This is a genomic window from Sphingomonas sp. SL1004, assembly GCF_057815015.1.
In genome coordinates, this window is record NZ_JBYMUX010000002.1 from 79,144 (window position 1) to 104,554 (window position 25,411).

The 25,411-nt window shown below is 62.3% G+C and carries 29 protein-coding genes and 1 pseudogene; 14 read left to right on the forward strand and 16 right to left on the reverse strand.

The annotated features are described in order from the left end of the window. Nucleotides 1–2 precede the first annotated feature (2 nt). Nucleotides 3–332, reverse strand: coding sequence for a hypothetical protein (locus AC3D24_RS21060; protein WP_489033410.1), 330 nt, complete (start codon nt 330–332; stop codon nt 3–5). Nucleotides 333–424: 92 nt separating this feature from the next. Between AC3D24_RS21060 and tnpA the strand changes: the two genes are divergently transcribed. The 6 genes from tnpA (at nt 425) to AC3D24_RS21090 (ending at nt 3,834) form a co-directional block, all read left to right on the forward strand. Beyond that, entirely contained in the window at nt 425–772 is a 348-nt protein-coding gene (gene tnpA, locus AC3D24_RS21065; protein ID WP_489033411.1) for an IS66-like element accessory protein TnpA, read from the forward strand. Then, on the forward strand, nt 769–1,116 hold the full coding sequence (gene tnpB / locus AC3D24_RS21070) for an IS66 family insertion sequence element accessory protein TnpB (RefSeq protein WP_056489367.1): 348 nt from the start codon (nt 769–771) through the stop codon (nt 1,114–1,116). Before tnpA ends, tnpB begins: the two co-directional genes overlap by 4 nt. 75 nt (nt 1,117–1,191) lie before the next feature. Then, the gene (gene tnpC / locus AC3D24_RS21075) at nt 1,192–2,841 is read left to right on the forward strand and encodes an IS66 family transposase (RefSeq protein ID WP_489033413.1); all 1,650 of its coding nucleotides are present in this window, start codon (nt 1,192–1,194) and stop codon (nt 2,839–2,841) included. 2 nt (nt 2,842–2,843) lie between these two features. Then, nucleotides 2,844–3,074, forward strand: coding sequence for a hypothetical protein (locus AC3D24_RS21080; protein WP_480966409.1), 231 nt, complete (start codon nt 2,844–2,846; stop codon nt 3,072–3,074). A gap of 34 nt (nt 3,075–3,108) precedes the next feature. Beyond that, nucleotides 3,109–3,393, forward strand: a complete 285-nt coding sequence (locus AC3D24_RS21085; RefSeq protein WP_489033415.1) for a hypothetical protein — start codon at nt 3,109–3,111, stop codon at nt 3,391–3,393. A gap of 240 nt (nt 3,394–3,633) precedes the next feature. Next, nucleotides 3,634–3,834, forward strand: a complete 201-nt coding sequence (locus AC3D24_RS21090) for a DUF3606 domain-containing protein (protein WP_489033417.1) — start codon at nt 3,634–3,636, stop codon at nt 3,832–3,834. A 194-nt stretch (nt 3,835–4,028) separates the two neighbouring features. Here the strand turns inward: AC3D24_RS21090 and xth are convergent, their stop codons facing one another. From xth to AC3D24_RS21120, 6 genes and pseudogenes are all read right to left on the reverse strand, one after another. Next, complete coding sequence (xth, locus tag AC3D24_RS21095; RefSeq protein WP_489033419.1) at nt 4,029–4,826, reverse strand: exodeoxyribonuclease III; 798 nt, start codon at nt 4,824–4,826, stop codon at nt 4,029–4,031. A gap of 25 nt (nt 4,827–4,851) precedes the next feature. Next, nucleotides 4,852–7,343: pseudogene (gene ligD / locus AC3D24_RS21100) on the reverse strand (DNA ligase D). After that, nucleotides 7,340–8,329, reverse strand: a complete 990-nt coding sequence (locus AC3D24_RS21105) for an ATP-dependent DNA ligase (protein WP_489033421.1) — start codon at nt 8,327–8,329, stop codon at nt 7,340–7,342. The pseudogene ligD and the gene AC3D24_RS21105 overlap by 4 nt, the downstream one beginning before the upstream one ends. A gap of 338 nt (nt 8,330–8,667) precedes the next feature. Then, complete coding sequence (locus AC3D24_RS21110; protein WP_489033423.1) at nt 8,668–8,934, reverse strand: hypothetical protein; 267 nt, start codon at nt 8,932–8,934, stop codon at nt 8,668–8,670. Nucleotides 8,935–9,000: 66 nt separating this feature from the next. Continuing rightward, a complete protein-coding gene (locus AC3D24_RS21115; RefSeq protein ID WP_056415662.1) occupies nt 9,001–9,516 on the reverse strand; it encodes a YciE/YciF ferroxidase family protein in 516 nt (171 codons plus the stop codon). A 107-nt stretch (nt 9,517–9,623) separates the two neighbouring features. Next, nucleotides 9,624–10,115, reverse strand: coding sequence for a nucleoside deaminase (locus tag AC3D24_RS21120; protein ID WP_353468476.1), 492 nt, complete (start codon nt 10,113–10,115; stop codon nt 9,624–9,626). Between the two features lie 269 nt (nt 10,116–10,384). Here AC3D24_RS21120 and AC3D24_RS21125 point away from each other — a divergent pair, with 269 nt between their 5' ends. After that, nucleotides 10,385–11,194: a SirB1 family protein gene (locus AC3D24_RS21125; protein WP_489033425.1), complete on the forward strand. Its 810-nt coding sequence runs from the start codon at nt 10,385–10,387 to the stop codon at nt 11,192–11,194. A 33-nt stretch (nt 11,195–11,227) separates the two neighbouring features. On the opposite strand, the gene AC3D24_RS21130 is transcribed toward AC3D24_RS21125, so the two are convergent. The 5 genes from AC3D24_RS21130 to AC3D24_RS21150 form a co-directional block, all read right to left on the reverse strand. Further along, nucleotides 11,228–11,602, reverse strand: a complete 375-nt coding sequence (locus tag AC3D24_RS21130; protein ID WP_489033427.1) for a hypothetical protein — start codon at nt 11,600–11,602, stop codon at nt 11,228–11,230. 68 nt (nt 11,603–11,670) lie between these two features. After that, nucleotides 11,671–11,976: a hypothetical protein gene (locus AC3D24_RS21135; protein ID WP_489033429.1), complete on the reverse strand. Its 306-nt coding sequence runs from the start codon at nt 11,974–11,976 to the stop codon at nt 11,671–11,673. Continuing rightward, a complete protein-coding gene (locus tag AC3D24_RS21140) occupies nt 11,963–15,226 on the reverse strand; it encodes an error-prone DNA polymerase (protein ID WP_489033431.1) in 3,264 nt (1,087 codons plus the stop codon). The genes AC3D24_RS21135 and AC3D24_RS21140 overlap by 14 nt, the downstream gene beginning before the upstream one ends. Then, on the reverse strand, nt 15,223–17,007 hold the full coding sequence (locus tag AC3D24_RS21145; protein ID WP_489033433.1) for a Y-family DNA polymerase: 1,785 nt from the start codon (nt 17,005–17,007) through the stop codon (nt 15,223–15,225). Before AC3D24_RS21145 ends, AC3D24_RS21140 begins: the two co-directional genes overlap by 4 nt. Beyond that, nucleotides 16,922–17,602: an ImuA family protein gene (locus tag AC3D24_RS21150; RefSeq protein ID WP_489033798.1), complete on the reverse strand. Its 681-nt coding sequence runs from the start codon at nt 17,600–17,602 to the stop codon at nt 16,922–16,924. The genes AC3D24_RS21145 and AC3D24_RS21150 overlap by 86 nt, the downstream gene beginning before the upstream one ends. 276 nt (nt 17,603–17,878) lie before the next feature. Here AC3D24_RS21150 and AC3D24_RS21155 point away from each other — a divergent pair, with 276 nt between their 5' ends. Next, nucleotides 17,879–18,325: a hypothetical protein gene (locus AC3D24_RS21155; RefSeq protein WP_489033435.1), complete on the forward strand. Its 447-nt coding sequence runs from the start codon at nt 17,879–17,881 to the stop codon at nt 18,323–18,325. Here AC3D24_RS21155 and AC3D24_RS21160 read toward each other — a convergent pair. After that, nucleotides 18,322–18,498, reverse strand: coding sequence for a hypothetical protein (locus AC3D24_RS21160; RefSeq protein ID WP_489033437.1), 177 nt, complete (start codon nt 18,496–18,498; stop codon nt 18,322–18,324). The two genes, AC3D24_RS21155 and AC3D24_RS21160, sit on opposite strands and share 4 nt — an antisense overlap. 41 nt (nt 18,499–18,539) lie before the next feature. On the opposite strand from AC3D24_RS21160, the gene AC3D24_RS21165 reads away from it, so the two are divergent. The 4 genes from AC3D24_RS21165 to AC3D24_RS21180 are packed head-to-tail and all read left to right on the forward strand — an operon-like array spanning nt 18,540 to nt 20,144. After that, entirely contained in the window at nt 18,540–18,809 is a 270-nt protein-coding gene (locus AC3D24_RS21165; protein ID WP_489033438.1) for an HU family DNA-binding protein, read from the forward strand. Nucleotides 18,810–18,861: 52 nt separating this feature from the next. Continuing rightward, on the forward strand, nt 18,862–19,533 hold the full coding sequence (locus AC3D24_RS21170; protein ID WP_489033439.1) for an SOS response-associated peptidase: 672 nt from the start codon (nt 18,862–18,864) through the stop codon (nt 19,531–19,533). Nucleotides 19,534–19,560: 27 nt separating this feature from the next. Further along, on the forward strand, nt 19,561–19,848 hold the full coding sequence (locus tag AC3D24_RS21175; protein ID WP_489033440.1) for a hypothetical protein: 288 nt from the start codon (nt 19,561–19,563) through the stop codon (nt 19,846–19,848). 5 nt (nt 19,849–19,853) lie between these two features. Continuing rightward, nucleotides 19,854–20,144 carry a hypothetical protein gene (locus AC3D24_RS21180; protein WP_489033441.1) on the forward strand — a complete coding sequence of 97 codons (291 nt, stop codon included), beginning with the start codon at nt 19,854–19,856 and terminating at the stop codon, nt 20,142–20,144. Nucleotides 20,145–20,226: 82 nt separating this feature from the next. Here AC3D24_RS21180 and AC3D24_RS21185 read toward each other — a convergent pair whose 3' ends face one another. Together AC3D24_RS21185 and AC3D24_RS21190 are read right to left on the reverse strand one after the other, a co-directional pair. Further along, complete coding sequence (locus tag AC3D24_RS21185) at nt 20,227–20,412, reverse strand: hypothetical protein (protein WP_489033442.1); 186 nt, start codon at nt 20,410–20,412, stop codon at nt 20,227–20,229. 290 nt (nt 20,413–20,702) lie between these two features. After that, on the reverse strand, nt 20,703–21,239 hold the full coding sequence (locus AC3D24_RS21190; protein WP_489033443.1) for a TetR/AcrR family transcriptional regulator: 537 nt from the start codon (nt 21,237–21,239) through the stop codon (nt 20,703–20,705). 54 nt (nt 21,240–21,293) lie between these two features. Between AC3D24_RS21190 and AC3D24_RS21195 the strand changes: the two genes are divergently transcribed. Both AC3D24_RS21195 and AC3D24_RS21200 read left to right on the forward strand, forming a co-directional pair. Further along, nucleotides 21,294–22,691, forward strand: a complete 1,398-nt coding sequence (locus AC3D24_RS21195) for an 8'-apo-carotenoid 13,14-cleaving dioxygenase (protein WP_489033444.1) — start codon at nt 21,294–21,296, stop codon at nt 22,689–22,691. Further along, complete coding sequence (locus AC3D24_RS21200; RefSeq protein WP_489033446.1) at nt 22,688–23,353, forward strand: VC0807 family protein; 666 nt, start codon at nt 22,688–22,690, stop codon at nt 23,351–23,353. The genes AC3D24_RS21195 and AC3D24_RS21200 overlap by 4 nt, the downstream gene beginning before the upstream one ends. A gap of 165 nt (nt 23,354–23,518) precedes the next feature. On the opposite strand, the gene AC3D24_RS21205 is transcribed toward AC3D24_RS21200, so the two are convergent. Beyond that, the gene (locus AC3D24_RS21205) at nt 23,519–25,264 is read right to left on the reverse strand and encodes a sensor domain-containing diguanylate cyclase (RefSeq protein ID WP_489033448.1); all 1,746 of its coding nucleotides are present in this window, start codon (nt 25,262–25,264) and stop codon (nt 23,519–23,521) included. Nucleotides 25,265–25,411 lie beyond the last annotated feature (147 nt).

A 25,411-nucleotide genomic window follows, 5' to 3' on the forward strand; every position in this document is an offset into this window, starting at 1 on the left:
CGCTACCTAAGAAACATATCCAGCGCACCGAGGGTAATGCCGCCAACAATCATCGCAAAAACGATGCGTTGAGCGACCCTCGCGGTTGCTGTGTCAGCTCTAGGCGAATTCTCGTCATCCCATTCGCGGCCATGATCGAAATTGTTCTGCCAGTACCCGATGCCTCGGCCAGGAGCCGAATCAGTGTCGAAAATGATCGGTTGGCTAGGATCAATTTGCATGGTGCACCTCACCCATAAAGGTAGAGCGACTTGAACATCTTGGCAACGCGGGATCAGCGGCAATTTTCGGTCACGCAGTACCGCCCACAGGCGCTGAATGACAGTCTGCATCCGGTGAGGGGCATCTGGCGGGTGACGGTCTGAGCTGAGATGTTAGCCACAGTGCAAGCACCGTGGTTTGCACCGTGGCTAGAGACGTGGCGATGACCCAGATCACTGTACTGTCCGGCGTTGAGCGGCGTCGCCATTGGAGCGACGAGCGCAAGCTTGCCCTCGTGGAGGCAGCCATTGTGCCCGGCGCGTCGGTTGCCACTATCGCGCGCGAAGCCGACGTCTCGCCGTCGTCGATCTACCGTTGGCGACGCAAACTGTGCAGCAAGCTTGCGCAGCCGACCGGCTTTGCGGCCGTGGCCGTTCATGCGGATCCGCCCGAGATCGACCACGGTGCGTCCGACATGCTGGTCATCGAGCTCCGCGGTGTGACCATCCGTGCGGCTGGCGGCGTGTCTGCGAGCTTGCTGGTGGCGGCGTTGCGCGAGCTCAAAGCATGATCCCTGTTCCGGGCGGGGCCCGGGTCTGGATAGCCACCGGCAAGACGGACATGCGCAAGGGCATGTCGTCGCTGGCGATGCAGATCCAGCAGGGTTTCGGACGCAACCCGCATGCCGGCGACCTTTATGTTTTCAGAGGTCGCCGCGGCGATCTGCTGAAGATTCTGTGGCACGATGGCCTCGGAATGTCGCTTTACGCAAAACGGCTGGAGCGCGGTCGGTTCACCTGGCCAGCGACATCTGACGGCGTCATTTCGATCTCGGCGGGGCAACTCGGCTTCCTGCTGGAAGGCATCGACTGGCGAAATCCACAATACACGTTCAGGCCCGAACTGGCGGGCTGAAATGCCCGGTTTTCTTGGGCTTTCGGCATCAAGCGCCTCGACAAATCGGCGGTTTTCTGCTGTAAAAGAGCCTCGATGGATACCGGCGCCGAGGCCCTTCCCGATGATATCGAAGCGCTCAAAGCGCTGCTGATTGCCGAGCGCCACACCGTCCTCATTGCCCGCGTAGCTCTACTCGAGGCCGAGGCACTTACCGCCATCGCCCAGGCTCAGGTCGCCGATGCACACGCCATCATCGAAGATCTCAAGCTACGCATCGCCAAGGCCCGCCAGGACAAATGGGGGCAGTCGTCCGAGCGGAACAGGCAGTTGCTCGACCAGCTCGAAATGCAACTCGAGGACGTTGTTGCCACTGCGACCGAGGATGAGCTCGCCGCTGAGATAGCGGTCGCCAAAGCCAGTGCAGCCGGCGTTCCCGTGGTGCCGTTCGCTCGCAAGAAGCCGACCCGCGCTCCGCTATCTGCCGACCTTCCCCGCCACCGTATCGTCGTACCCGCCCCAGAGAGCTGCCCATGCTGCCACGGTGCGGAGCTGAGGAAGATTGGCGAGACCATAACGGAAAGCCGTGAGGTCGTTCCCCGCCAGTGGATCGTCGTGCAGACGGTCCGTGAGAAGTTCATCTGCAAGACCTGCGAAACCATCACGCAGCCGCCAGCGCCCTTCCACCCCATTCCGCGTGCATCGGCTGGCCCCAACCTGCTGGCGATGGTCCTGTTCAACAAGTTCGGCCTGCATCAGCCGCTCAACCGTCAGAGCGAGACCTATGCCGCCGAAGGCATGAGCATCAGCGTGTCGACGCTTGCCGACTATGTCGGCCACGGCACTGTCCTGCTGCGCGGCCTGGTCGATCTCATCGAGGCGCACATCCTCGCCGGCGAGCGCATCCATCATGACGATACGACCGTGCCAGTCATGGCGGCCGGCAAGACCATAACGGGCAGAATCTGGGCCACCGTCCGCGACGACCGCCCCTTTGGCGGGACCGACCCGCCCGCCGTCTGCTATTACTACACCCGCGACCGCACAGGCGCCCATCCGCAGCGGCAGCTTGCTCGGTATGCCGGCATCCTGCAGGCTGACGCCTATAGCGGCTATGACGCGCTCTACGCCGCGGGCCGCAAGCCAGGACCCATCCTGGAAGCAGCGTGCTGGGCACACGCCCGTCGCCCGTTCTTCAAGGAAGCTCGCCTGAGCCGGACGCCGCTTGCGGTCGACATCGTCACCCGCATGGATGCGATATTCGCTGCCGAACGCGTGATCTGGGGTCGGAACGCAAGCGAACGGCTCGCCGCGCGGCAGGTCTACGTCGCCCCGCTCGTCGCCGACCTCGAGCAGTTCCTGCGCCAGCAATATGGCCGCCTGTCGCGCAAGGGCGATCTGGCCAAGGCCATCAACTACATGTTGTCACGCTGGGCTAGCTTTGCCCGCTTCGTGTCTGACGGCAGGATCTGCATGACAAACAATGCGGCCGAGCGACGGGTGAGAACCGTCGCGGTCGGGCGCCGGAACTGGACCTTTTGCGGCTCGGACCGTGGCGGTGACCGTGCAGCCGCCATGTATACTCTGATCCAGACCTGCCGACTGAACGACGTCGACCCGCATGCCTGGCTCCGCGACGTCATCGCGCAGATCTCCGACCACCCGCAGACACGACTTCACGAGCTATTGCCGTGGGAATGGAAAGCGCGACAGCAGCGTCCCGAAGCCATCGCGCAAGCCGCCTAACCGTGCCTGCGACAAGCCGCGTCTACACCCTGCGACACGCTGCCAGACTGTTGGGCGAGACCGAGGACACCGTCTTCGACGCCTCGATCAGCATGTTTCCCGAGGATGGCGCCATCCAGATCATCGACGGCGATTTCGGCGACCAGGATTGGGCTCTGGCGTCCGCCTTCACTGATGAAGGTCTCGAGAACCTCCGCTACATCATCGACGAAACCAGGCTCCACGGCTCGTAGCACCATCTGCGCCAACCTCGAGGGCGCTCACCGAATGCATACGAATGACATGCCGGGAAGCCTTATCTTCAGTCTCTCGTGGCTGCATGTGATGGCGATCGGGCTAATGCCCCTGGCCGAGGCATCGTTGGCGCGTTCGCCATCAATCACGATGCCAACGACGATCGCATTCTTCGTTGCTGTTGGAAGCGCGATCCTCCTTCGCCGTCGCTATTCCCGGATGGACCTTGTGCTTCACATCTTCGGGCAGATCACCATCTGGCTATCGTTGTTCGTCATGTCCCTAGCGATCGTTCTGATAACGATCCCGCGCGGATGATCCCGAACTGTCTCATCATCGCCGATCGCGCCGCCTTGATAACGAGAGCGCATCATCTGACTAGCTATCTGCTGCACCGTACATTTCCGTGTCGGCGCTTCGACAGCTGTCACTCAGTGGCACTGATGGGCGACCCAGCCTGAATGCCGAAGCCAACTCAGGCAGTGAAATTATGCGTCGTCTGCAGGAAACGCTCGGCGGGCCAAGCGTTTTAGGATCAGAACGTATTGGAGACACGCAGTGGCAGACGACAAGAGCAAGACCGACGGCCGTGATCGCAGCCGTGTTTCGGGTAGCGAACCTTACGAGGTCGAGTATTTCGCCCAGAAGCATGGATTGAGTGCGCAGCAGGCGCGTGACCTGATTGCCGAGGTCGGGAACGACCGTGAGAAGCTCGACGCTGTTGCTGGCAAGGTAAACGGTCAGCGCGGTAGCGCCTGACCTCAGGCAAGGTGCAGCCGCGTCACGTCAAAATGAGCAGACGTCACCGGCGCCCCACAACAACCGGGGCGCGGTGCTCTAGATCACGCGGGACGGCGACCTGCGCCTGCAGGTCTCATCGGCGTTGGACGGGCTGCCAAGCCGGCGCATCATCGAAGTCCACAGTGTGACGATCGCGTGCGTCGGCTCGACAATCAGGTTGCGGAACGCTTCCGTCGGGTAGCCTTCAATTTTATCCATACCGGGGCATGGTCGCTGGACTTCTCCCAGCCCCTGACGTGATGATCGACCTGCGCATCCGCCAGCCGCGCGGAAGCGGGGGCGTTCAAAAGAAGATGATCGAGCCTAAGTCCGGCGTTGCGGCCATACGCGTCCCGGAAGTAATCCCAGAACGTGTAGATCGTTTCGTTGGGATGCTTTGCCCGTAGCGCATCCAGCCAACCCTGATCGATCAAACGAAAGAACGCGGCTCGTACCTCGGGCGCAAACAGTGCGTCTTTGATCCACCGTTCCGGCTTGTAGACGTCCATCTCGGTCGGCATCACATTGTAGTCGCCGGCCAGCACGACCGGCGCATCGGTGCCGAACAGCGTGGCCGCATGGGCAATCAAGCGTTCCATCCAGGCGAGCTTGTAGTCGAACTTCGGACCCGGCCTCGGATTGCCATTGGGCAGATAGAACCCCGCTATCAGGATGCCGCCCACAGCCGCTTCGAGATATCGGCTCTGCAAATCGTCCGGGTCCCCGGGCAAACCTCGCCGGGTCTCGACGGGCTCTGTGCCGCGAGCGAGGATGGCGACGCCATTCCAGCTCTTCTGGCCCTGCCAGATCGCACCATACCCGGCCGCCTCGATCGCGCTCAAAGGGAACTTCTCGTCGGGTGCCTTTAGTTCCTGCAGGCAGACGACGTCGGGTTGCGCTTCCTCCAGCCACCGTAGAAGCACCGGCAGGCGACCGTTGATGCCATTCACGTTGTAGGTTGCGATCTTCATCGGGGCACCAAGCGAACAGAGACGATCATAGGTCGGGCAAAATTTGGTCAGCGCGTCCCCAACCGACCAGGTCCTTTGACGCTGCGCGCTTCAGCAGCGCGCCTGCATCGCCGATGTGCCAGCCCGATGCGCGGTCGAGTTTAGCGAGCTCTTTCCACGTGATGGGTACGGCGACGGGCGCGCCTTCGCGAGCACGAGCACTATACGGCATGACAGCCGTCGCCCCGCGCTGATTGCGAAGATAGTCGATGAAGATGCGTCCTGTTCGCTTGGCCTTTGCAAGGGCTGCGGTAAATCGATCGGGTTCGGACTGGGCCAGGACAAGCGCCAAGCGGTGCGCGAAATCCTTCACAGCCGGCCACTCGGCTTTCGGTGTCAGCGGCGCGATGACGTGGACACCCTTTCCGCCCGTCACCATTGGAAAGGTCTCAAGGCCCATCTGGGCCAGCACGTCGCGGACATGAAGGGCCGCGGAAATGACATCCTTGAAATCGAGGCCTTCATCGGGATCGAGATCGAACACCAGCCGGTCGGCCTTCTCGACGTCTTCGATCCGCGCACCCCAGCCGTGGAACTCGATCGTCCCCATCTGAACGCAAGTGACGAGACCCTCGGCATCGTCAACGAACAAATAGGGTTCGTCATGTCCGTCCTTCTCGGCGATCCCGACATGGTGGACATGATCGCCGAAGCTGCCGGCGTCATGCTTTTGGAAAAAGCACTTCTTCCCCCTACCCTGCGGACACCGGACCAGGCTTATCGGCCGACTCCCGCACCAGGGAAGCATGATGCCGGACACGGCCTGGTAATAGTCGGCGAGCTGGCCTTTCGTGATCGCGGACTCGGGAAAGATCACCCGTTCCCGGTTCGTCACTCGGACGACGGAGGTCTCGGGTGCCTGGAGCTTGGCAACGGGCGCAGGCTTCTCGACGACAACCGCCTCGGGTTTCTTGTCCTGACGCAACCCCAGATAGCTGGAGTGGCGCAACACCCCGTCGCTCGTGACTTCCATGAACGCCACTTCGGCAACCAGCTGCGGCTTGATCCAGCGTGCGCCGCGTACGGCTGCGCGAGGTGCGTCGATGAGCGGCTTCGTGACGGCAAGCGGCGTCATCAGATCCATCAGCTTGCCGACCTCCTCGCCCGTATACCCTGTTCCGACCTTGCCGGCATAGCGGAGATGACCGTCCTCGTTGACCCCCAAGAGGAGCGACTTGAACCCTCGCTGCTTGTCGGACGGCAACCAGCCGACGATGACGAACTCCTGTCTCTGGATACACTTCGTCTTCAACCAACTGCCGGAGCGCGAGCCGACATAGCGCGCGTCCGCGCGCTTCGAGATGACACCCTCGAGACCTTCGGCGCAAAACGTGTCGAACAGCTCCTCGCCGCGGCCGACAATGTGGTCGGAGTAGCGGATCCGGTCGGTGCCGCCCGCGAGCAGCGACGCAAGCTTCGCCTTGCGCTCGGACAACGGCTGTCCGGTCAAATCCTCACCGTCGAGCGCTAACAGATCAAACGCGTAGTACAGGATCGCGTCCGGGTCTCCTTTGAGCGCAGCTTGCAACGCCTGGAAGTTGGTCTTGCCGTCGGCATCGACGACTACTGCCTCACCATCGATCAGGGCCGACGACGCGTTCAGATCCGCAGCGTCGGCGACGATGCCGGCGAACTTGTCCGTCCAGTCCAACCCGGATCGCGTATAGGCCCGGCCCGTCCCCCCACCGACGGCTACCAGCGTTCGATACCCGTCATATTTCATCTCGTGCAGCCAGGCGTTGCCGGCGGGCACATGATCGACAAGCGTCGCGAGCTGGACAGGTTGGAATGGCGGGGGCGAGCCTGCCTTCTTACGGCTTGTCGCTCGAGATTTTGCAGCTTTCGTCGCAGGCTTTGCGGCGGGCGTCGCCGGCGCACTCAACTTGCCTCGTTTGCCTGCGGCGATCTCTTCCATAGTCAGCCCGCTAACAACGCCGGTAAGGTATGTTCCGACAAGGTCCTCCGATCCGCCGATCTCGTCGTCGGTGACCTTGCGCAGGATCCAGTTCTCGCCCTTCTCTTTCCCACGGGGCTTTAGCCTGAAGAGCATCCATTCGCCTTTCAGGCGATGCCCATGAAGGAAGAAGTGGAGATGCCCTTCAGGCAGCGTCTTGCTGGGGTCCTTGCCGGCGAGCGGCTCCCACGTCCCCGTGTCCCACAGCATCATGGTCCCGCCGCCATATTCCGATTTCGGGATCGTACCTTCGAACGTGGCGTACTCGACCGGATGATCCTCCGTGCGGACTGCGAGCCGTTTGTCGTCGGGATTGATGCTCGGTCCTCGCGTAACGGCCCAGCTCTTGAGAACGCCGTCGAGTTCGAGCCGCAAGTCATAGTGCAGCCGAGATGCGGATGCTTCTGCACGACGAAGCGGTTGCCTCCCGCCTTGGCGATCTTGCCCTCAGGTTCGGCGGTCTTGGCAAAATCCCGCTTTTCCCGGTATTTCGCCAGGGTATCGCTGGAGGAGGAACGGGTCATGACATTATGCCCAATTCAGCGGGGCGGAGCTCATGCTCCAGCTGATCCCTCTTGCACGCCTCAGGTGCCTTGTCGGGACGCCAGCGCAGGATGCGCGTACCGTGCCGGAACCGATCAGCGGTCACCTGATCGTACAGGACTTCGACGACAAGCTCTGGCCGCAAGGGGACCCACTCGCTCTCACGACCGTCGTTCCAGCGACTGGGACCGCCAGGAGCTTTACCGGTGAAGCCCGGCGCTTCAATCAGTGGCTCGAGCTTCGCGGTAAGCGCCGCGCGGTCGGCCACGGCAATACCTGACGTGAAGCCGACATGGTTGAGCTTTCCGCTATCATCGTAAAGCCCGAGCAGGAGCGAGGCCACCTCGCTACCCTCCTTCACCCGTCTGAAGCCGCCTACGACGCAATCCGCGCTGCGATGTTGCTTCACCTTCAGCATGGCGCGTTCCCCGCCACGGTAAGGCTCGTCCAGCCGTTTTGCGACGACGCCGTCCAGCGCCCCGCCGCTCGTCGCCAGCCAATCTGTAGCGTCGTTGATATCGTCGCTACAGGGCGACAGCAGGAGACCATCGCGGGCATGTCGCGCATGGAACGTCTCCAACGCTTTTCGACGAGCTGAAAGCGGCGTACTGCTGAGGTCGGTATCCTCGACGCCCAGGCAATCGAATAGCATTAGCTGCGCAGGCGTCTCCTTCGCCAGACGGTCGATCCGACTTTGCGCCGGATGCAGCCGTGCCTGAAGTGCATCGAACGAGAGTATGTCCGCGATCGGCAAGATGATCTCGCCGTCGAGCACGAAACGTTCCTGCGGGACCGATGCGACAAGCGCGACGATCTCGGGAAAGTAGCGGCCGAGCGGCTTTCCTGATTTGGAAAGGATGTCGACCACCTCGCCATCACGGAAGACCATAGCCCTGAAACCATCCCATTTGGGCTCGTATTGCCAGCCCGGCTCGGCCGGCAGCGCGTCGACCAGCTTGGCTTCCATAGGCGAAGGCCTATCTGCGGACATCAGCTCGGGTTCGGGGCGCAGCAGGCACACTGCTTGGGAGCCAACCGTTTTGCCTTCGCAGCCTCGCGACGTCGTTCCTGCCGACTTGGCAGCGGAGCGATGCCAACCGAACTGGGCAGACCGTTTAACTCAATCGATTTGATCACGGCATCTTTGAGCATCAGGTCACTCCAGACGGCTTTCAGTTATAAAGCTCCCCGGTCGCCATCTGTTCCTGCTACTCCGACGCGGGGATCGGTGGTCCCGCTCAGAACAGCAAACCTGTGCCCCCTGCCCCGACAGGGGACCCAATCGCTGAGCTGGTAGGGGCGGTTTCAATGCTCGTTGGAGTGCCGGTCTTCGGCCGGCGTGTAGTAGCGCGCGATATCCGCTTCGGTGAGCGCATGACCGCTCGACTCTTTGACGAGCGCGGCGATTTCGCCATTGGTCCTGCCTGCGTCGCGCAGCTGCTCGATCTCGTCGCTTACCATGTTGATGAAGGCGGGCACCGGGAACCGCTCCTCGCCCAGGCCGAGCGCATCGCGCATGTGCTTTTGCGCACGCAAGGCTTCGGGAAGCGTGAATGCGGTATCATCGGCCATCGAACGTGCCTTTCATGAAAGCTGTAAAATGGTCAGGGGGCTTCGGCCCCCCGATACCGAAAACGCTTATGCGGTGACCGCTTCCGCCTTTGCGTTCACGCTCGACGTTGCCATCGCCGTCAGCTTATCGTCGGTCGCATATTCCTCGTCGAGCGTCTCTTTCAGGATCGCAGCGATATCGGCGCGGCCGAGCTGGTTGGCCCAAGCGATCAGCGTACCGTACCGCGTGATCTCGTAATGCTCGACTGCCTGTGCCGATGCGATCAGCGCGGCGTCGAGCACCGCCTTGTCCTCGATCTCGCCGGCGACTTCGTTGGCTTCCTTGATGATGCCGTCGATCGCCGGGCAGGTCACTGCCTTTGCCTTCTCGCCGAGCAGGTCGAAGATGCTCTCGAGGCGCGTGATCTGCCCTTCCGTCTCACGGAGATGTGTTTCAAAGCCCTGCTTCAGGGCTGGCGCCGTCGCCTTGTCGACCATCTTCGGCAACGCCTTGGTGATCTGGTTTTCTGCGTAATAAACGTCCTGCAACTGATGCAGGAAAAGGTCGTCGAACGTCACGATGTCTTTGGAAAACAAACCCATGATAGTGTCCTCGCTTAGCGGATAGCCGCGAACCAAACTGCTTCGGCAACGCCGTAACGCGCCGACTCAAGGGTAAGTTTCGTTCGGTTTAGCGTCGCCTCATCACGCTATAGATTTGCCTGCTCATCGACTGGTAGCTCAGCGTCGGGACCATAATAGAGCTTGGCGCAGTCGTCGCGAAGGCACCCTCCCTCGATGACGATGTCGTCACGGTAGGCGTCGCCGATGAACGCGAGCGTGTCGACGTGCTGCGCTTCGAAATACATCGCATGAACATCATCGCGGCCCGCCCCGTAAACGACGCGGCCGACCTTCGACCAGATCGACGCCATCGTGCACATGCCGCAGGGCTGCAGCGTGGAGTAGAGCGTCGCACCGCGCAGTTCCAATTCCCCCGTGCTTTCACACGCCCGTCGGATTGCCATCATCTCCGCATGCGCCGTCGCGTCCGGCAATTCCTTCGTCTGGTTGCGCTCGCCCGCGATAACCTTGCCATCGAGCACGATCACGCACCCCAGCGGCGACGTCGATGGATCGGATCCCTTCGATCGGGCGATCGCAATGGCTTCGCGCATCCAGCGTTCGTCATCCTGCGTCATCGTTTTGGCTCCCTGTTACGGTCGCACAACGCGCGATGCTCGAGCATGGATCACTCGGCAATGACATGGGTCGCATAGTCCGGCGACGCGGCGTGGCAGCAAGACTTGGCTGGAGGCCTTCGGGCTAGGTTAGCTGTGCGTGGCTTGCGGATATGGCTCCGAACGGATCGCCGCCTTTGGCCAAGGCGGACGAATGACGCGACGTTCGCCGAGCCCCCTTGCTTTGCGGTGTCATAGGAACGATCGGAAGAGTCCCCATCTAGTCCCTCATGACTAATACCATTCTTCATCTCGGGCTGATGGAAGACGGGGAGATCGAGCTTGATCTGGCCGCCCTGGAACTCGCAGGGCTTGATCATCCCGGTATCGATCTCGATGAATATCTCGACGAGCTCACGGACATGGAAATAGCCCTGCGCGCTGCTGACGGCGACGCCGTGAGCAGTGCCGCTCAGGCCCAGGCCCTGAGCAGCGTGATGGTTGAAGAGTTCGGGTTCTCCGGCGACCGCACGCACTACGACGATCCCCAGAATGCGGATCTGATCGCTGTCGTCGATCGACGGCTTGGCCTGCCGATCAGTCTCTCAATCCTCTATGTTGCAATGGCACGACGCCTTGGATGGTCGGCGATGCCGCTCAATACCCCCGGCCACGTCCTGGTCCGCCTCGGCGACGCATCGGATGCGCTGATCATCGATCCCTTCAATGATGGTCGCATCGTTGCCCCTGAACAGGTGCAAGCGTTGCTGGAGCAGATGACAGGCCAGGCACGGTTTTCCGACGGAATGCTTCCCCTGTCGAACCGATCAGCGCTCGTTCGACTGCTGCTCAACCAGGCGACCCGTGCCGAGCAGGCTGGCGACCCCGCGCGCGCGTTGGTCCTGTACGACCGCATGACGATCGTGGCGCCGACGCACGCCCATGGGTGGTGGGAGCGAGCCAGACTTCGGCTGGTCGCAGGAGATATTGCCGGCGCCCGCAGTAGCCTTAGCGCGATGCTGGAAATCACCCGCGACGAGGATCTGCGGCTGCAGGTATCGGCAGCACTCGATGCCCTTCCCCGGCCAACGCCGTCTTGAACGTCGCGGTGGACTGGCTTTCACTGTGATGGCTTATGCGAAGCGCGTCCACCGCCGCTCATGCCACGCCCGGGACTGAACGATCTCCCCGAACCGCCAGAACCGGGTTTCCCGCGTGTGGGGACCTGCACGAACGAGCGTCCAGCATTCGCTTGTTGGCAGCTCGACGATGCGGTGAATGTGCGCAGCGTCGACGTGGTAGGTTTCACCGGGAAGCCGGTGAACCAGTTCACTGTGCCAACCGCCGTTCAGATTCAGGTGAAACACCTCTTCGACATAGCCACCATCGAGGATATCGGTGTCGAAACTCCAGGGGTGGTCATGCGGCGCGGCGTGCGGCTCTTCCATCTTGAACCGGTGGAGTGCGCGTCCGTCATCAAGATGGTATTTGGTGAACGCCCGCGACATGCGCTCCGTGCTGACGATACGCGTGCCTTCCGGAACGCGAGCAACAGCCGCTCGCGGTAGTCTCATACTCACGGTTCAGACACCTCTTCATAACGGCCTGCGCGGCGTAGCTGGCGGACAATACCGTTGAACGCCGCGGTCACGCCCTGGGCGCGACCGATCTCGTTCGTCTGCGATCCAGAGTCCCAGTAGAGAGCGAGTGGCCATTTCTCGGGGCAATGCGGCAGCAGGCATCTGAGGGCCAGCCTGATCTCCGGAACATCGACGCGGGCTTCGGAACACCGAGACACACCACAGCGCAGAATGTGAACGGACAGCGCGATCACGACACGCTGATGCCTTGGCAGCGTGGACACGGGATCAATGGAAGTCATGCGACTTGAACCGCACGACCTCCTCCGGGTCCATGCCTTCCGCGTGCGGTGGCCAGTAGCTGTTGCGCGGCTCCGGCTTCCAGTCCTTGTCGCCGCGATCGGGCGAACCCGGATGCTGACCGGCATCGCCGCGGCCGGTACGGTGCGGGAACGACATGTCGCCCACCCGGTGGAGCAGGTCGCCGTGGTCGATGATCCGGTCGCAGATCACATGAATGATCTCGCCTTCCTTCTGGACCCGTCCCTTCATGCCGACCATCGAGGCGGACATGATCGTGCGCCGCTGTGCCTCGAAGCGGTCCGGCCAGAGGATGCCGTTGGCGATCCCGGTCTCGTCCTCGATCGTGATGAACAGCACGCCTTTCGCGGACCCAGGCTTCTGGCGGACCAGAACAATCCCGGCGACTTCGACGTGACGGCCGTCGCGAACGTTGGCGAGATCAGCGCATTTGGTGACGCCGCGTCGCATCAGCTCGTCACGCACGAACGTCAGCGGATGGGCGCGGAGCGACAGCTGCAGCGCACGGTAGTCCTCGATCACCTCACGACCATCGGTCAGCGGCCGCAGCGCCACGTCCGGCTCGATGCCTTCGGCGCTGAAGGTCTCGGCTACGCGGTCGGCTGCGGCGAACAGCGGTAGTGGTGCGTCACCAAGGCCCCTCACCTTCCACAGACCCTGCCGGCGATCGATGCTGAAGCTGTGAAACGCGTCGCCGTCAGCTAGCTTCTCGATCGCGGCGCGCGGCACCCCCGATCGTCTCCACACGTCGTCCACGCTCTCGAAAGCGGTCAACTCACGCGCGCCAACGATCTTCGCACCATCCGCGTTCGACAGGCCACGGATCTGACGCAGGCCAAGCCTAACAGCGAGATAGCGCCCGCCATACTGCTCCAGCGTGCAGTCCCAACGGCTGGCGTTGACGCAGGGCGGCCGCACCACGACGCCGTGCGTGCGCGCATCGCCGACGATCTGAGCCGGCGCGTAGAAGCCCATCGGCTGCGCGTTCATCAGGCTCGCACAGAACACGTCGGGGTGATGATGCTTCATCCACGACGACGCGTAGGAGATCTTGGCGAAGGAGGCGGCATGGCTCTCCGGAAAGCCGTAAGAGCCGAAGCCTTCAAGCTGGCGGAAGGTGCGCTCGGCAAAGTCACGGGGGTAGCCTCGCTCGACCATGCCCTCGATCAGCTTCTCGCTGAAATGCGAGACGCCACCCGTCACCTTGAAGGTCGCCATGGCACGGCGAAGCTGATCCGCCTCGGCGGGGGTGAAGCCGGCGCCGACGATCGCGACCTTCATCGCCTGTTCCTGGAAGAGCGGCACGCCGAGCGTCTTCTCCAGCACCGCCCGCAGCTCCGGTCGCGGATATTCCGGCTTCTCCAGCCCCTCGCGTCGGCGAAGATACGGGTGAACCATGTCGCCCTGGATCGGTCCCGGCCGCACGATAGCGACCTGGATGACGAGGTCGTAGAAGCGTCGCGGCTTCATGCGCGGCAGCATCGACATCTGCGCACGACTCTCGATCTGGAAGGTACCGAGTGTGTCGGCCTTAGAGATCATGGCGTAGACGTCGGGATCATCGTCCTGCAGGTCGGCAAGGCCAACGCGCAGTCCCTTGTCTGCCTCAAGCATGTTGAAGGCGCGGTTCATGCAGCCGAGCATGCCGAGGCCCAGCACGTCGACCTTCATGAACTTCAGCGCATCGATGTCATCCTTGTCCCATTCGATGATCTGCCGGTCCTCCATCGCGGCAGGCTCGATCGGGACCAGATCGTCGAGACGGTCATGGGTCAGGACGAACCCGCCCGGGTGCTGCGACATGTGGCGCGGTACGCCGATCAGCTTGCGGGCCAGCTCCAACGTCAGGCGCAACCGGCGATCGCCGATATCGAGATTAAGTTCTTCGACCTGCTTCTCACCAACGCCGTCGGCCGACCAGCCCCAGACTAGGCCCGCCAGCGATGACGTGAGATCCTCCGGCAAGCCAAGCGCCTTGCCGACATCGCGGACCGCGCCGCGGGCCCGGTAGCGTGTGACCACCGCGGTCAACGCCGAATGATTGCGGCCATAGGTCTCGTAAATCCACTGGATGATCTCTTCGCGGCGCTCATGCTCGAAGTCGACGTCGATATCGGGCGGCTCGCGGCGCTCACCCGAGACGAACCTCTCGAACAGCAGCTCATGCTTCACCGGATCGATCGAGGTGACGCCGAGCACGAAGCAGACGCAGGAATTGGCGGCTGAGCCCCGCCCTTGGCACAAGATTCTCCGCCTGCGCGCCTCGCGCACGATCGCGTAGACGGTCAGAAAGTAGGGCGCATAACCAAGCTCCCCGATCAGCCGCATCTCATGCGTGATCTGGTCAGTATATGCCTGCGGCACGTCGCCGTTGAACATCCGCTCGACCGCTTCAGTCGCCAGCTTCCGAAGCGCCTCCTGTGCGGTCAGCCCGTCGATCAGCTTCTCATGTGGGTATTGGTACTGAAGCTCCCCGAGATCGAACGTACAAATGCGTGAGATGTCGACGCTGGCCTGCAGCGCGTCGGGGTAGGCACGGAAACGCCGGACCATCTCGTCCGGTGATTTCAGCGCGCGATCGGCGTTGACCTCACGCCGGTAGCCAAGCTCGTCGACGGTGCATTTCTCCCGCACCGCGGTCACCACGTCCTGCAGCAGCCGTGCGTCAGGTGCATGGTAGAGCACGTCCCCAGTCACGACGGCGCGCACGCCGACACCGCCTGCTTGGCGCGCCAGCGCATCAATGCGGACCACGTCCCCTGGGCGACGACGCTGGAACAGCGCCATGTAGCCGCGACGCCCGTAGATCGCCTTCAGATCGGCCAAGGCAGCAAGGTTCTCCTCGTCCGCCTCATGTGGCAGCAGGATCGCGATGATCCCATCTGACCATGGCTCCAGGTCGTGCCAGTGCAGCAGACAACCACCCTTCCCTGCCCGCTTCTTGCCGACGGTCAGCATTCTCGTGATCCGCGACCAGGCCGGACGGTTGGTGGGATAGAGCAGCAGTCGCCGGCCGCACGACAGATCAACACGCGTGCCTGCGATCGAGCGGACGCCGGTCGCCTTCTGCGCCTCCCACGCCCGCACGACGCCGGCGACAGTGCCGATGTCGCTGACCCCGATCGCCGGATAGCCGAGCAGCGCCGCAGCCGCGAACAGCTCGTCCGGACTGGACGCACCGCGCAGGAGCGAGAAGTGCGTCAGCACCTGAAGCTCGACATAATGGGTCATCCAAAGACCCCGTGCATCCACCAGGAAAGATCGCCGGTATCGTCCCCGAAGCCGTCACCGCGGCGGAAGACCCAGTAACGACCACCCTCCTCGTCCTCGACCCGGTAATAGTCGCGGACCGCCCACACCTCGGCATCGCGTCGCCACCATTCGCCGTGGACCCGCTCTGGCCCATCGCCGGCGACGACCTTGTACGTCTTGCCCCTCCACTCAAACCGTCTCGGCGGTTGGTCGGGCATCAGTGCCATGACCCGGTGTAGTGGCTCTGGATGCGCAAAGAGACGGATCGGGCGTTGCCAACTCGGCCAGCTTCCCGGCACGAGGTTTGGGTCGGAGCGGACAACGGCCCGTTCAGGGACATGGCTTTCGACGGGCGCTATGCGGAAGACGGCGTTCCCCCCGATCCGTCCGGCGATGAGGTCGACCAGCCGCGACGGATCGCGCACCAATGTCTCCCCGGCGAGGACCGCACCAAGGTCGACCGCATCAAGCGGCTCGGTGTGTGGGGCCACCAGCCAGAATTGCTCAAGCCCCATGCCTGGGTCGATGCGCTCGATCCGCAGCTTCAGCAGCCGCAGGAGATGCGTCACTTCGCGTGTCGGCCGGGATGTGCCGACCGCGACGATCTGCTCACTACCGTCGACACACAGACCGGTCAGGCGCAGCGACCTGGCGCCAAGCCCCTTAGCCTGTAGCAGCTCAGCGAGGTCGCGCAGGAGGTCACCCATGACCTGCTCGATCGCCTCGGCGGTGCTGATCGGCTCCAGTAGCCGACGCTCGACGGCCGGCACCTCAGCATCCTCGCGCGGGGTGATCGGCTCCGCCATCCCGCCCAAGGCCTGATCGAGCCGCGTTATCGCCTGTAGGCCCAGCCGTCGCGCCAGCGGCCCGCGTGCGACCGGCAGGAGATCCGCAATCCGCTCGAAGCCGAATTTGCGCGCCGCAGTCAGCGCTGTGGGCGTCAGGCGGAGCGCGGCAATAGGCAATGGGCTGAGCGCCTCGACCGTGCCACGCGGTTCGACGCGCGTCAGATCGTCCCGGCCGAAGCGCGCCAGAGCGTACGCAGCGCCTGGTGTATCGGCGACCGCCACGCGGGCGGTGAAGCCTGCGCGACGGCAGAAGGCGAGCAGGCGACGGCAGAACCGCTCTTCCCCGCCATGCAGGTGATCGCAGCCGGCGAGATCGATCCAAAGGCCGTCGGCCGGCGTCACTGCCGCGATCGGCGACCAGCGCCGGACCGCCAACAGCGCAAGGCGATCGAGTAGTGCTTCATCGGCTTCAGGCTCGGCTGGACGGAAGTCGAGATCCGACACCAGCGCTCGTGCATGGGTGGCGGCCATGCCGGGGTGGATGCCGAGCGCTCGTGCACCGGTGCAGGCGTGCACAACCTCTTCGCGCCGGCCAACCTTGCTGACCAGCGCAAGCGGCGCGTGCTCAATTGGCGGCACTACAGGCGCGATGGCACGCATGGCAGGCGCCGAAGCCTTGTACGGGTGGCTCGCCGCCTCTGATCGCCGGCCAAGCTCGCGCATGGGCGGCTTTGCATGGATTGGCAGCGCGGCGATCTGCGCCTCAACATCCCCGCGGGATTGTGCACCCTCGCGTGCCCAGCGAGCGCCAGGACGCCAACCGCCGCCCCGCGGTACCGAACAGGCACCCGGATCGTCGTCGACCGGTAATTGCAAGGCTAGCCGTTCAGGCAGCCGCGTAGCGGGCCGTTCCAACCGTCTCAGCCGCTCGATGGCCAAGTTCGGCAGGAACAGCGAGACGACCCGTCTCATCGCTGCCCTCCACTATCAGGGAAAAGCCCTCACCACCGCGCTGCCGCGTCAGTTCGACCGACCATCTCGCTCGTCCTACACCCGCGATTTCCAACCGCGCCGAAGGCGCGGAGCCAATCCGCCAGCGCGTCCACGCAGCGGAAGGCTCAGAAAAAGGATCCTGGTCACGGCCACGTCGACGACGAAGGAGCAGTACCGGCATGTCGGCTTCAGCTGCCACCAGCTGCAGGCGGCGGGTTGCGACCATCGACACCTTGCTCGCTTCCGCGACGATCGCCGACGGGGTGCCATCGCGAACCGCGTCCTCGATGACGGCGAGCAACGCCGCGTCATCGTACGGCTGAGCGTAGATAACATCCGACGAGGATAGACCTGCTTGGGCCAAAGCCGGCGCGTAGAGGTCGGTGCGGCCCGTAGCCCACAAGACAGGACCGCCGGCATTGACGGCTTCACGCGCTGCAATGCCGGCGAGGAACAGCGTGGTTGCCGCATCGTCTACCGGTGACGCACTGCGCGCGATCGCCTCGTGAAGCGCGCCAGCACGCAAGCCCCCGGCCCCAAGCCTGCCGTCGATCGCGGCTACGCCGAACGGCATGATGCGGTAGTCGGCCACCGGCGTAGCGATCGTACGCAGATGCCCGATGCTTTGGGATGGGGACTCGTGGGCGACGGATGACATAGTGGCTAGACTCTACTCGTTCCCTTTATGTTCCGTTACCGCCCGGCGTTGGTCAACGAGTTTATATCGACGGTCCGGACTCTTTACGCTTGACCGCGGCTGAGCACCGCACGGAACGGGTGCGAAACGAACCGTAAACAGACCGGAACGAATTCGCTTTCGTTCTGGACGCGACTGACTCATAGAATCGTCATGCCGATCCGACCCGAGAACCGCTGGCTCTACCCGATCGACTGGCGGCAACTCTCGCAGACCGTCCGGTTCGATCGCGCCGGTGCCAAGTGCGAGGGATGCGGCCGGCCACATCTCCGCCGTGTAGTTCACTTGGGCGACGGACGCTGGTGGGATGCCGATGTCCGGTGCTGGCGGTCGGACCGCGGCAAGCGTATTTCCATGAAAACAGGGTTCGTGCTGGCGTCGATCCGGGTGACCTATGTCGTCCTGGCCTGCGCGCATCTCGATCACGATCCAGGCAACAGCGCGTCTTCGAACCTCAAGGCGCTATGTCAGCGCTGCCACATGATACACGATGCAGCCGAGCATCGCTGGCAGCGCTGGTGGAATGTCTTTCGGCTCCGGGCGATCCGCGATCTTTACGAGGATCCCCGCGTCACGCGCGAACGCATCGCTGGCCGCTAAATATCGATGTTTCGGGCGCGCATCGCCTCGGCCGCAAGGTCTGCGATCAGCCCCCGCCCTACGGTCGCCTCATAGACTTCGGCGACACTGTGATCCGCGAGCTTGCCCAGCATAAGACGGACCGCCGCAACGCTCGTGTCGTCCAGTACGGTCTTTGTCTCGTCGTTCGCCACGGCTAAGATCCCGCCGGTGTTTCCAATGGAGTACGAATAGCATGAACGTAAGTGAACTGGCCAAGGGCGTCGCGGAAGCGACCGGTTCGAACGAAACTGATGCGAAGAAGGCGATCACGGCCGTTTTCGACCAGATCGCTGCAGCGGCTGTGAAAGGCGAGGAGGTCTCGATTCCAGGGTTCGGCAAATTCTCGGTCAAGGATCGTCCAGAGCGAGCCGGCCGTAATCCATCGACTGGGGAAGCGATCAAGATTGCAGCTTCTAAGAAGGTTGCGTTCACGGCCGCCAAGGGGCTGAAGGACAAGATGTAAGACGTGTGCGCCGGCGAGCGGTCTCGTCGGCGCCAACCCGAGGAACAGACTCGTGTGCAACCGGTATCGTATGACCGCAGAAGAGGTCGACCTTGCAGTCACCTTCGGTATTCGACCTCCTTATGAAAAGGACGAGGAATACCCCGTCGGTGACATCTTCCCGACCGGCAAGAAGACCCCGTTCTACGGCAGGGTGATTGTGCAAAACGGTGACGAGCGAAAGCTCGAGCGGATGGAATGGGGCGTGCCAACGCAGGTGCCCAGCGCGCGTGATCCCTCGGTTAAGCTTACCAAGTACGTGACGAACGTGCGGAACCTAAACTCCAGCTTCTGGCGATCGATGCTGATGACGCCGGCGCGGCGCTGTCTCGTTCCGGTCACCGCCTTTTCGGAATATGGGTCGGCGCCCGGCGAAGACGGCAAGAAGCCGCTCCACTGGTTTGACGTGCCCAGTCGTCCAGTCTTTGCGTTTGCAGGGATCTGGCGTCCGACCGAGCGTGGCAACGCCTATGGTTTTCTGACGACCGAGCCGAACGCGATCGTGGCGCCCATCCACCCCAAGGCCATGCCCGTCATCCTACACGACGAAGATTATGATCGTTGGCTTACCGCCCCCTGGGACGATCTGAAGGACTTGGTCGCGCCCTACCCATCGCAGTTGATGCGCGTTGAGGGCATGGCATCGGCGGACGCAGAGGATGCCCGATCGCCTGTGCTATTCTAGGCATCAAACCCCGAAAGATGACTGACAATGACAGAAGCGACATGGGGCAAAAGCGCCAAGACCCCGGACATCAACTGGCGAATGAGCGCGTCGTTGGAGAACGTGCCCCACGGTGACACCGATATCGCCGAAGTGACGAACCTCGAGCGAGCCGTGCGGGATTGGGTCAGGCTGGACCCTGAACATCGAGAAGCGGCGACCTTGACCACGGATCATGCCGTTCAGATCAACGGGGTTTCCAGTACGACGTTCACTGGCGAAGCTATTGCAGCGCTCGCCGAGCACCTGCCACTCACTTTAACCGAAAAGGAGTAATTACTATGGTGAAATCCAGCGTCCGTTTCGAGCGCGGTGACGGATATTGGGTGGCCGAGCGTGACAGCATCGGCTTCACCGGCGCGACCGACTTTGGCCCCGTTGAGTTTCTGATCACCAGCGAAGCGTTGGCCGAGATGCTGAACCCAGAGCTAGAAGGAATTGACCCGGAAACTGCGATCGAGGTCTTCATCGAGTTTGAAAGCGACATTCATCGCATCGCCCAGCGCGAATTTGTTAAACGCCTCGGTGGTGAGCCACCAATCCTGCTGACGACTTCAGATGTAGCTCTGTAGCGCCAAAGCGCGTTTGAAATTCAAGTAGGCCAATCGCCCGGAACGCGTTACGATCCGGGCTCACCTCGTCCACATGCCTCTTTCAGTATAAGCCGCCCTCTTCTCGCTCCTCGGCTCCTTCCTTCTGCGCTTCCTCCAGATCGTCTGGCTTCTGTTCGTCAGCGATTGGTTTATCCTCGAGCGTATCTTCCGGCCCGTTATTGCCGTCCGAAAGTTCGTTGACGTCGGTTTCAAAACCGGGTTCTTCGTCTTGCGGGGTGGTCATCATGGTCGCTCTCCTTCGTCAAGTGAAACGATCCAGCAAACCGCTCGGTTGCGAACCGGCGGACGATATCTAACACCTGCCGGCGAGCGTTCGCGTTACCGTTCCTTGTGAATCTGATCGTGGTGCACCTTTAGAAGACCGATAGCCGAATGACCCACAAGCAGACAGTCGCGGACTACTTAATGCTTCCCAACTTCGGCCGCTCGTTCATCTCGGTCAGAATGCTGATGTGGGATACAGCTGCCTAGCCCCCACCGACGGCCGTCTCAATGAGAGAACGTCAGGTGCTCTTGTCATCCTTGAACCAGCGTATCGATAAGGTGGTCTTCGGCGGGTAGTTGCCCATCGAGCATCAGCATGGCGAGACCATGAACGAGCGACCAGGATCTGAGCGCGTCTGTCTCCACTTGATCCGAACCGGCGTCAGTCGGCGATGCCGCTGCCGCATTGGCGCGTAACATCCGCAATGCCTCAATTTCTCCTGTAGCCTGCAACTGCGCCGACGACGTGAAGATCAGCCGGAAGATTGCCGGGTTAGCGAGTGCAAACCGGACATAGGCCCGGCCGGTCGCCGCAAACGCAGCGGCGCCGTCCTTGCCGCTCGCGGCGTCTCGCTGGGCGATGGCGAGCCGGTCCAACCCCTCTAGGGCAAGTGCACGCATCAGCGCCGCCTTGTCGGGAAAATGCCGGTAGACCGAGGTCGCGCTGACCCCGACCTCTCGCGCCATCTCGCGCAGCGACACGCCTTCCACGTCACGTTCCGCCAGCAGCCGCAGCCCTACCTCGATCAGCGCCGCATGCAGATCGCCATGATGGTATCGCTTTTCCATGTTGACACTGTTACCTTCTCGCCTATGATCACGGTGTAAACATTGGAGGCGGGCATGGCTAGCGTTCTGACGCGGATTAATGAGGGGACCGGGGAAGCCAAGCAGGCGGCGCACCCTTTCCTGTGGGGCATTCACCGGCCGATGGAGGACGAACTGACGCTTACCGAGTTGGAGGTCCGTGGCGCCATCCCGCAGGCACTACGCGGTCGCTACCTGCGAACCGGGCCGAACCCGGTCGCCGCCGATTCCGCCTCGTACCACTGGTTCACTGGTGACGGCATGGTGCATGGCCTGGCGATCCGCGATGGCAAGGCATTGTGGTATCGTAATCGCTGGATCGGATCGCACAGCAACGCGGCTGCCCGTGGAACAGCGCCGGCACCGGGGCCGCGGCACGGCTCCAGCGACACCGTGAACACCAACGTCGTCGATCTGGGCGGGCGCGCCTTTGCGGTCGTGGAAGGCGGCAGCTACCCCGTCGAACTGTCCGAGACGCTCGACGAGCAGCGCTACGATAATTTCGGTGGATCGCTTGTCGGCTCGTTCACCGCGCATCCCCACCGCGATCCGCTGAACGGCGAGCATCATGGCATCTGCTACGAAGGGCGATGCCCCAACGAGATCCGTCACGTCGTCCTCGATGTCACGGGCAGAGTGGTGCGCGAGGCGCCGATCGCGGTCGAACATGGCCCGATGATCCACGATTGCGCGATCACCGCGCGTTACGTCGTCATCCTTGACCTTCCTGTGACCTTCTCGCTGGCGGCCCATCTTTCCGGTCAGCCGCTACCCTATGCCTGGAACCCCGCGCATCGTGCCCGTGTCGGGCTGATGCCGCGCGACGGCGATCAGCACGCCATCATCTGGTGTGACGTCGATCCGGCGTATGTCTTCCACGTCGCCAACGCCTTCGACCTGCCTGATGGTCGAGTGGTGCTGGACGTGTGTGCCTATCCGACGATGTTCGCCGGAGCGCCCGGTGGGCCCGATGCGACCTCGCGCGGGCTGGAGCGCTGGACGCTCGATCCTGCTGCCCGCACAACCACGATCCGGACCATCGATGGCGCGCCACAGGAGTTTCCCCGCATGAACGAGCGCCGGTTCGGCCAGGCCTACCGCTACGCCTATGTCGTGGCCACGCAATCGGACCGTCGGCTCCAGAGCGCGAGCCGCCTTTACAAACACGATCTCGTCGAGGGCGGACGGGAGGTGCACCACTTCGGTGCCGGCCACCATCCCGGCGAATTCGTGTTCGTGCCCGCGCACGAGAATGCGGGTGAAGACGAGGGATGGCTGATCGGCTTCGTCATCGACGAGCCGGGCGACACTACCGAGCTGGTGATCCTCGACGCGCGCAAGTTCGAGAGCGGTCCGGTCGCCACGATACGCCTGCCGCACCGCATTCCGCCGGGCTTTCACGGCAACTGGATCAACGGAGGAGACGCACAATGAACACGATCGTCACGACCATTAAGGACAGCATTGAAATGAACCGCCAGACCGGCAGTCGCATCGGCCTCATCGCCATCGAAGCGGGCATCAATTTCGGATTGCCGCTGCTGATCTACGATCGCGTGGCGCCGCAATCGGGCGACGTGGTCGCGTTGATGGCGTCCTCGCTTCCACCACTGATCTGGTCGCTCGTCGAGTTCGCCCGCCGTCGTCGCGTCGATGCGCTGTCGATCCTGGTCCTGGCAGGCATCGCTCTGTCGTTGCTCGCCATGCTCGGGGGCGGGTCCGTCCGCTTTCTCCAGTTGCGCGAGAACCTCGTCTCGGCACTGATCGGCCTGGTGTTCCTCGGCTCGGCCGCGATTGGTCGCCCGCTAATCTATCAGCTTGCCCGTGCCGGACTTGCGCGGAAATCGCCGGACGAGGTCGCCGCGTTCGAGGCCAAGCGGGACACGCCGCGCTTCCGCCGCGTCATGACGATCATGACGTTGGTCTGGGGCATCGGCCTCCTCGCATCGTCGGCACTCGCCTGCGTGCTCGTCTTCGTGCTCAGCATCCACGATTACATGCTGGTCAGCCCGTTCGTCGGCTATGGCGCCATGGGCGCGCTCGCGCTTTGGACGGTATGGTACAGACGGCTTGCCCAACGTCGCGCAGCGCGTTGAGACACCGAAGTACTCTTTTAGACGAACCAGATACGTACTTTCCGAGCACCCTACGCGTCGGCCGACTTCCGCCATTCGTTCATATCGGGCTCGCCACCGTCAAGAGCGATTACTCGAACCTGTCGTATGTTACGAGCTTCTTCGATGTCACAATGGTACCGCGGACTACGCAACGACACGAAGGCGGTTTCGTCCGGAACGTTTGGCATCGTACATGGCAAGATCAGCCTGCCGCAGGACCTCTTCGGGATCTACCGATTTGATCAACGACGCCAGACCCAAACTGGCAGTCACCCGAACCACGTCCCCGGCTTCGGTAGTGATCCGAAGCTTTTCGATACTGTACCGCAACCGATCGGCCGCAACCTCCGCGAGATCGCCGCGTAGATTCCAGAAAATTACCGCAAACTCCTCTCCCCCAATACGCGCTACGCAGTCCTGTGATCGGACTAAGCCGCTGGCTGCATCGGCAACGGCTTTCAGTACAAGATCACCTACGGCATGTCCGTAGGTGTCATTGACCAACTTGAAATGATCCAGATCGAATATGGCCAGGCTACCCTCGCCTTCATTGGCAGATACCTGTCGGCACCGCCTGCTCAAATCCGCCATAAACCGCCGTCGATTGGCGAGACGGGTCAAAGGATCGAGCGACGCTTCCTCCTCCAGTTCGAACTCCCGCGCCTTGCGATCGGAAATATCCCTCACCGAAGCGACCAAGCCGTCCATTCTGTTCTCGGCGACGATCGTACGGACCGACGCCTCGAGCCATTTGGGCGGTAACCCGGTTCGCTCAGGGCCACGAAACTGAACGAGGTGTACGCGCCCTGGGGCGGCAACAGCTTGCAGATACACAGAGGTGACATGCGCCCGATCCGCGTCGAGCACGAAATTCTGGGCCAACGTACCCGTTAGAGCGGTACCGGGAAGCCCGAACAATGTTTCGAAGGAGGGAGAGGCATAACGGATGACTCCGTCGCTCGAAATGTCCAGGACGGCATCACCAAGACTATCCGCGATCGCGCGATATCTAGCTTCACTAAGTTGCCAACGTTCGGTCAAGAATTTCTGCTGCGTCAGCAGGGCCGCAATCGGCAAAACCACCAAAGCCGCTGCTGCAATATAGGCCTGCAAGAAAAGAGCCTTGGCGCCGTGCGAAGCGTGGATGAGCTGGATCGGACCGTAGCCCCGCGCAGTCCACAACCCGCCTATCACGCCCAATATCACGATACTGAGAATTGCTGCCATCCGGCCACCTCGCATGGTTGCGTAGACCATGGGTAGCAAGGGAACGAAGAGAAGCGGCAACGTCGTCTGTGTAAAGACAATGCTCGCGATCAATGCCCCGACTCCAAGCAGAAGCGCCGTCTCGATTACCGTTTTTCTGTCCATATCGGCCACGCGCGCATGCAGATTGCCGCCGATCAGACCCGATGCGATCGGTGTAGCCACGACCGCACCCAGAGCATGCGCAGCATACCAGTGGATGAAATTCAGATGCCGGGGTACGGTCGAGAATGGCGCAACTGCCAATGCACCAATTATCCCAGAAAATACCGGTGCCACGATGGCTGCAGCGATCAGGAACCAGGCCATGCCACGCAGGCTTTGCGTGTCGATACCGGAACCGCCAAAGCGTCGCAGGATATAGGCCGCCAGGAGGGGCTCGAGCAGCAGTGCGGGTACAAGCATGGGGACAGCCTGCCAGCCCATCCCGAACAGAGCGACTTCCACCATTAAGGCACCGCCACATAGTGCGGTAACCAGCGGCCATCTTAGGTATGGAGCCTGTGCGAGATAGGCGAGGAGTATGCCCGACGCGCCCCAGATATACGCGACACCCCCGTCGAACCGGGCGAACTGCACCGACAGAATCGCCGAAGCCAAAAACGCCAAAGTCAGGAACGTCAAACTTTTCAAATCACTAAACCACCCGCGAGATCTTGCCGATACTCCCAAGTCGTCAACAAACCGTGATAAAACTGAAACCGAGGTCGTCCTTGGCCGACATCGGTTCCCGTCTCCGTAATCAACGGGCGGGAAGCCGTTCCACATCGC

Bases quoted from the DNA above. Each gene is read 5' to 3' on its own strand.
- xth (WP_489033419.1), bottom strand. From the start codon at position 4,826: ATGAAGATCGCAACCTACAACGTGAATGGCATCAACGGTCGCCTGCCG.
- AC3D24_RS21180 (WP_489033441.1), top strand. From the start codon at position 19,854: ATGGTGAAATCCAGCGTCCGTTTCGAGCGCGGTGACGGATATTGGGTG.
- AC3D24_RS21105 (WP_489033421.1), bottom strand. From the start codon at position 8,329: ATGGAAGCCAAGCTGGTCGACGCGCTGCCGGCCGAGCCGGGCTGGCAA.
- AC3D24_RS21085 (WP_489033415.1), top strand. From the start codon at position 3,109: ATGCATACGAATGACATGCCGGGAAGCCTTATCTTCAGTCTCTCGTGG.
- AC3D24_RS21175 (WP_489033440.1), top strand. From the start codon at position 19,561: ATGACAGAAGCGACATGGGGCAAAAGCGCCAAGACCCCGGACATCAAC.
- AC3D24_RS21120 (WP_353468476.1), bottom strand. From the start codon at position 10,115: ATGACGCAGGATGACGAACGCTGGATGCGCGAAGCCATTGCGATCGCC.
- tnpA (WP_489033411.1), top strand. From the start codon at position 425: ATGACCCAGATCACTGTACTGTCCGGCGTTGAGCGGCGTCGCCATTGG.
- AC3D24_RS21110 (WP_489033423.1), bottom strand. From the start codon at position 8,934: ATGGCCGATGATACCGCATTCACGCTTCCCGAAGCCTTGCGTGCGCAA.
- AC3D24_RS21150 (WP_489033798.1), bottom strand. From the start codon at position 17,602: ATGCCGTTCGGCGTAGCCGCGATCGACGGCAGGCTTGGGGCCGGGGGC.
- AC3D24_RS21185 (WP_489033442.1), bottom strand. From the start codon at position 20,412: ATGATGACCACCCCGCAAGACGAAGAACCCGGTTTTGAAACCGACGTC.
- AC3D24_RS21130 (WP_489033427.1), bottom strand. From the start codon at position 11,602: ATGTCGCGGGCGTTCACCAAATACCATCTTGATGACGGACGCGCACTC.
- AC3D24_RS21190 (WP_489033443.1), bottom strand. From the start codon at position 21,239: ATGGAAAAGCGATACCATCATGGCGATCTGCATGCGGCGCTGATCGAG.
- AC3D24_RS21165 (WP_489033438.1), top strand. From the start codon at position 18,540: ATGAACGTAAGTGAACTGGCCAAGGGCGTCGCGGAAGCGACCGGTTCG.
- AC3D24_RS21155 (WP_489033435.1), top strand. From the start codon at position 17,879: ATGCCGATCCGACCCGAGAACCGCTGGCTCTACCCGATCGACTGGCGG.
- AC3D24_RS21200 (WP_489033446.1), top strand. From the start codon at position 22,688: ATGAACACGATCGTCACGACCATTAAGGACAGCATTGAAATGAACCGC.
- AC3D24_RS21195 (WP_489033444.1), top strand. From the start codon at position 21,294: ATGGCTAGCGTTCTGACGCGGATTAATGAGGGGACCGGGGAAGCCAAG.
- AC3D24_RS21140 (WP_489033431.1), bottom strand. From the start codon at position 15,226: ATGACCCATTATGTCGAGCTTCAGGTGCTGACGCACTTCTCGCTCCTG.
- AC3D24_RS21145 (WP_489033433.1), bottom strand. From the start codon at position 17,007: ATGAGACGGGTCGTCTCGCTGTTCCTGCCGAACTTGGCCATCGAGCGG.
- AC3D24_RS21135 (WP_489033429.1), bottom strand. From the start codon at position 11,976: ATGACTTCCATTGATCCCGTGTCCACGCTGCCAAGGCATCAGCGTGTC.
- AC3D24_RS21115 (WP_056415662.1), bottom strand. From the start codon at position 9,516: ATGGGTTTGTTTTCCAAAGACATCGTGACGTTCGACGACCTTTTCCTG.
- AC3D24_RS21125 (WP_489033425.1), top strand. From the start codon at position 10,385: ATGACTAATACCATTCTTCATCTCGGGCTGATGGAAGACGGGGAGATC.
- AC3D24_RS21060 (WP_489033410.1), bottom strand. From the start codon at position 332: ATGCAGACTGTCATTCAGCGCCTGTGGGCGGTACTGCGTGACCGAAAA.
- tnpC (WP_489033413.1), top strand. From the start codon at position 1,192: ATGGATACCGGCGCCGAGGCCCTTCCCGATGATATCGAAGCGCTCAAA.
- tnpB (WP_056489367.1), top strand. From the start codon at position 769: ATGATCCCTGTTCCGGGCGGGGCCCGGGTCTGGATAGCCACCGGCAAG.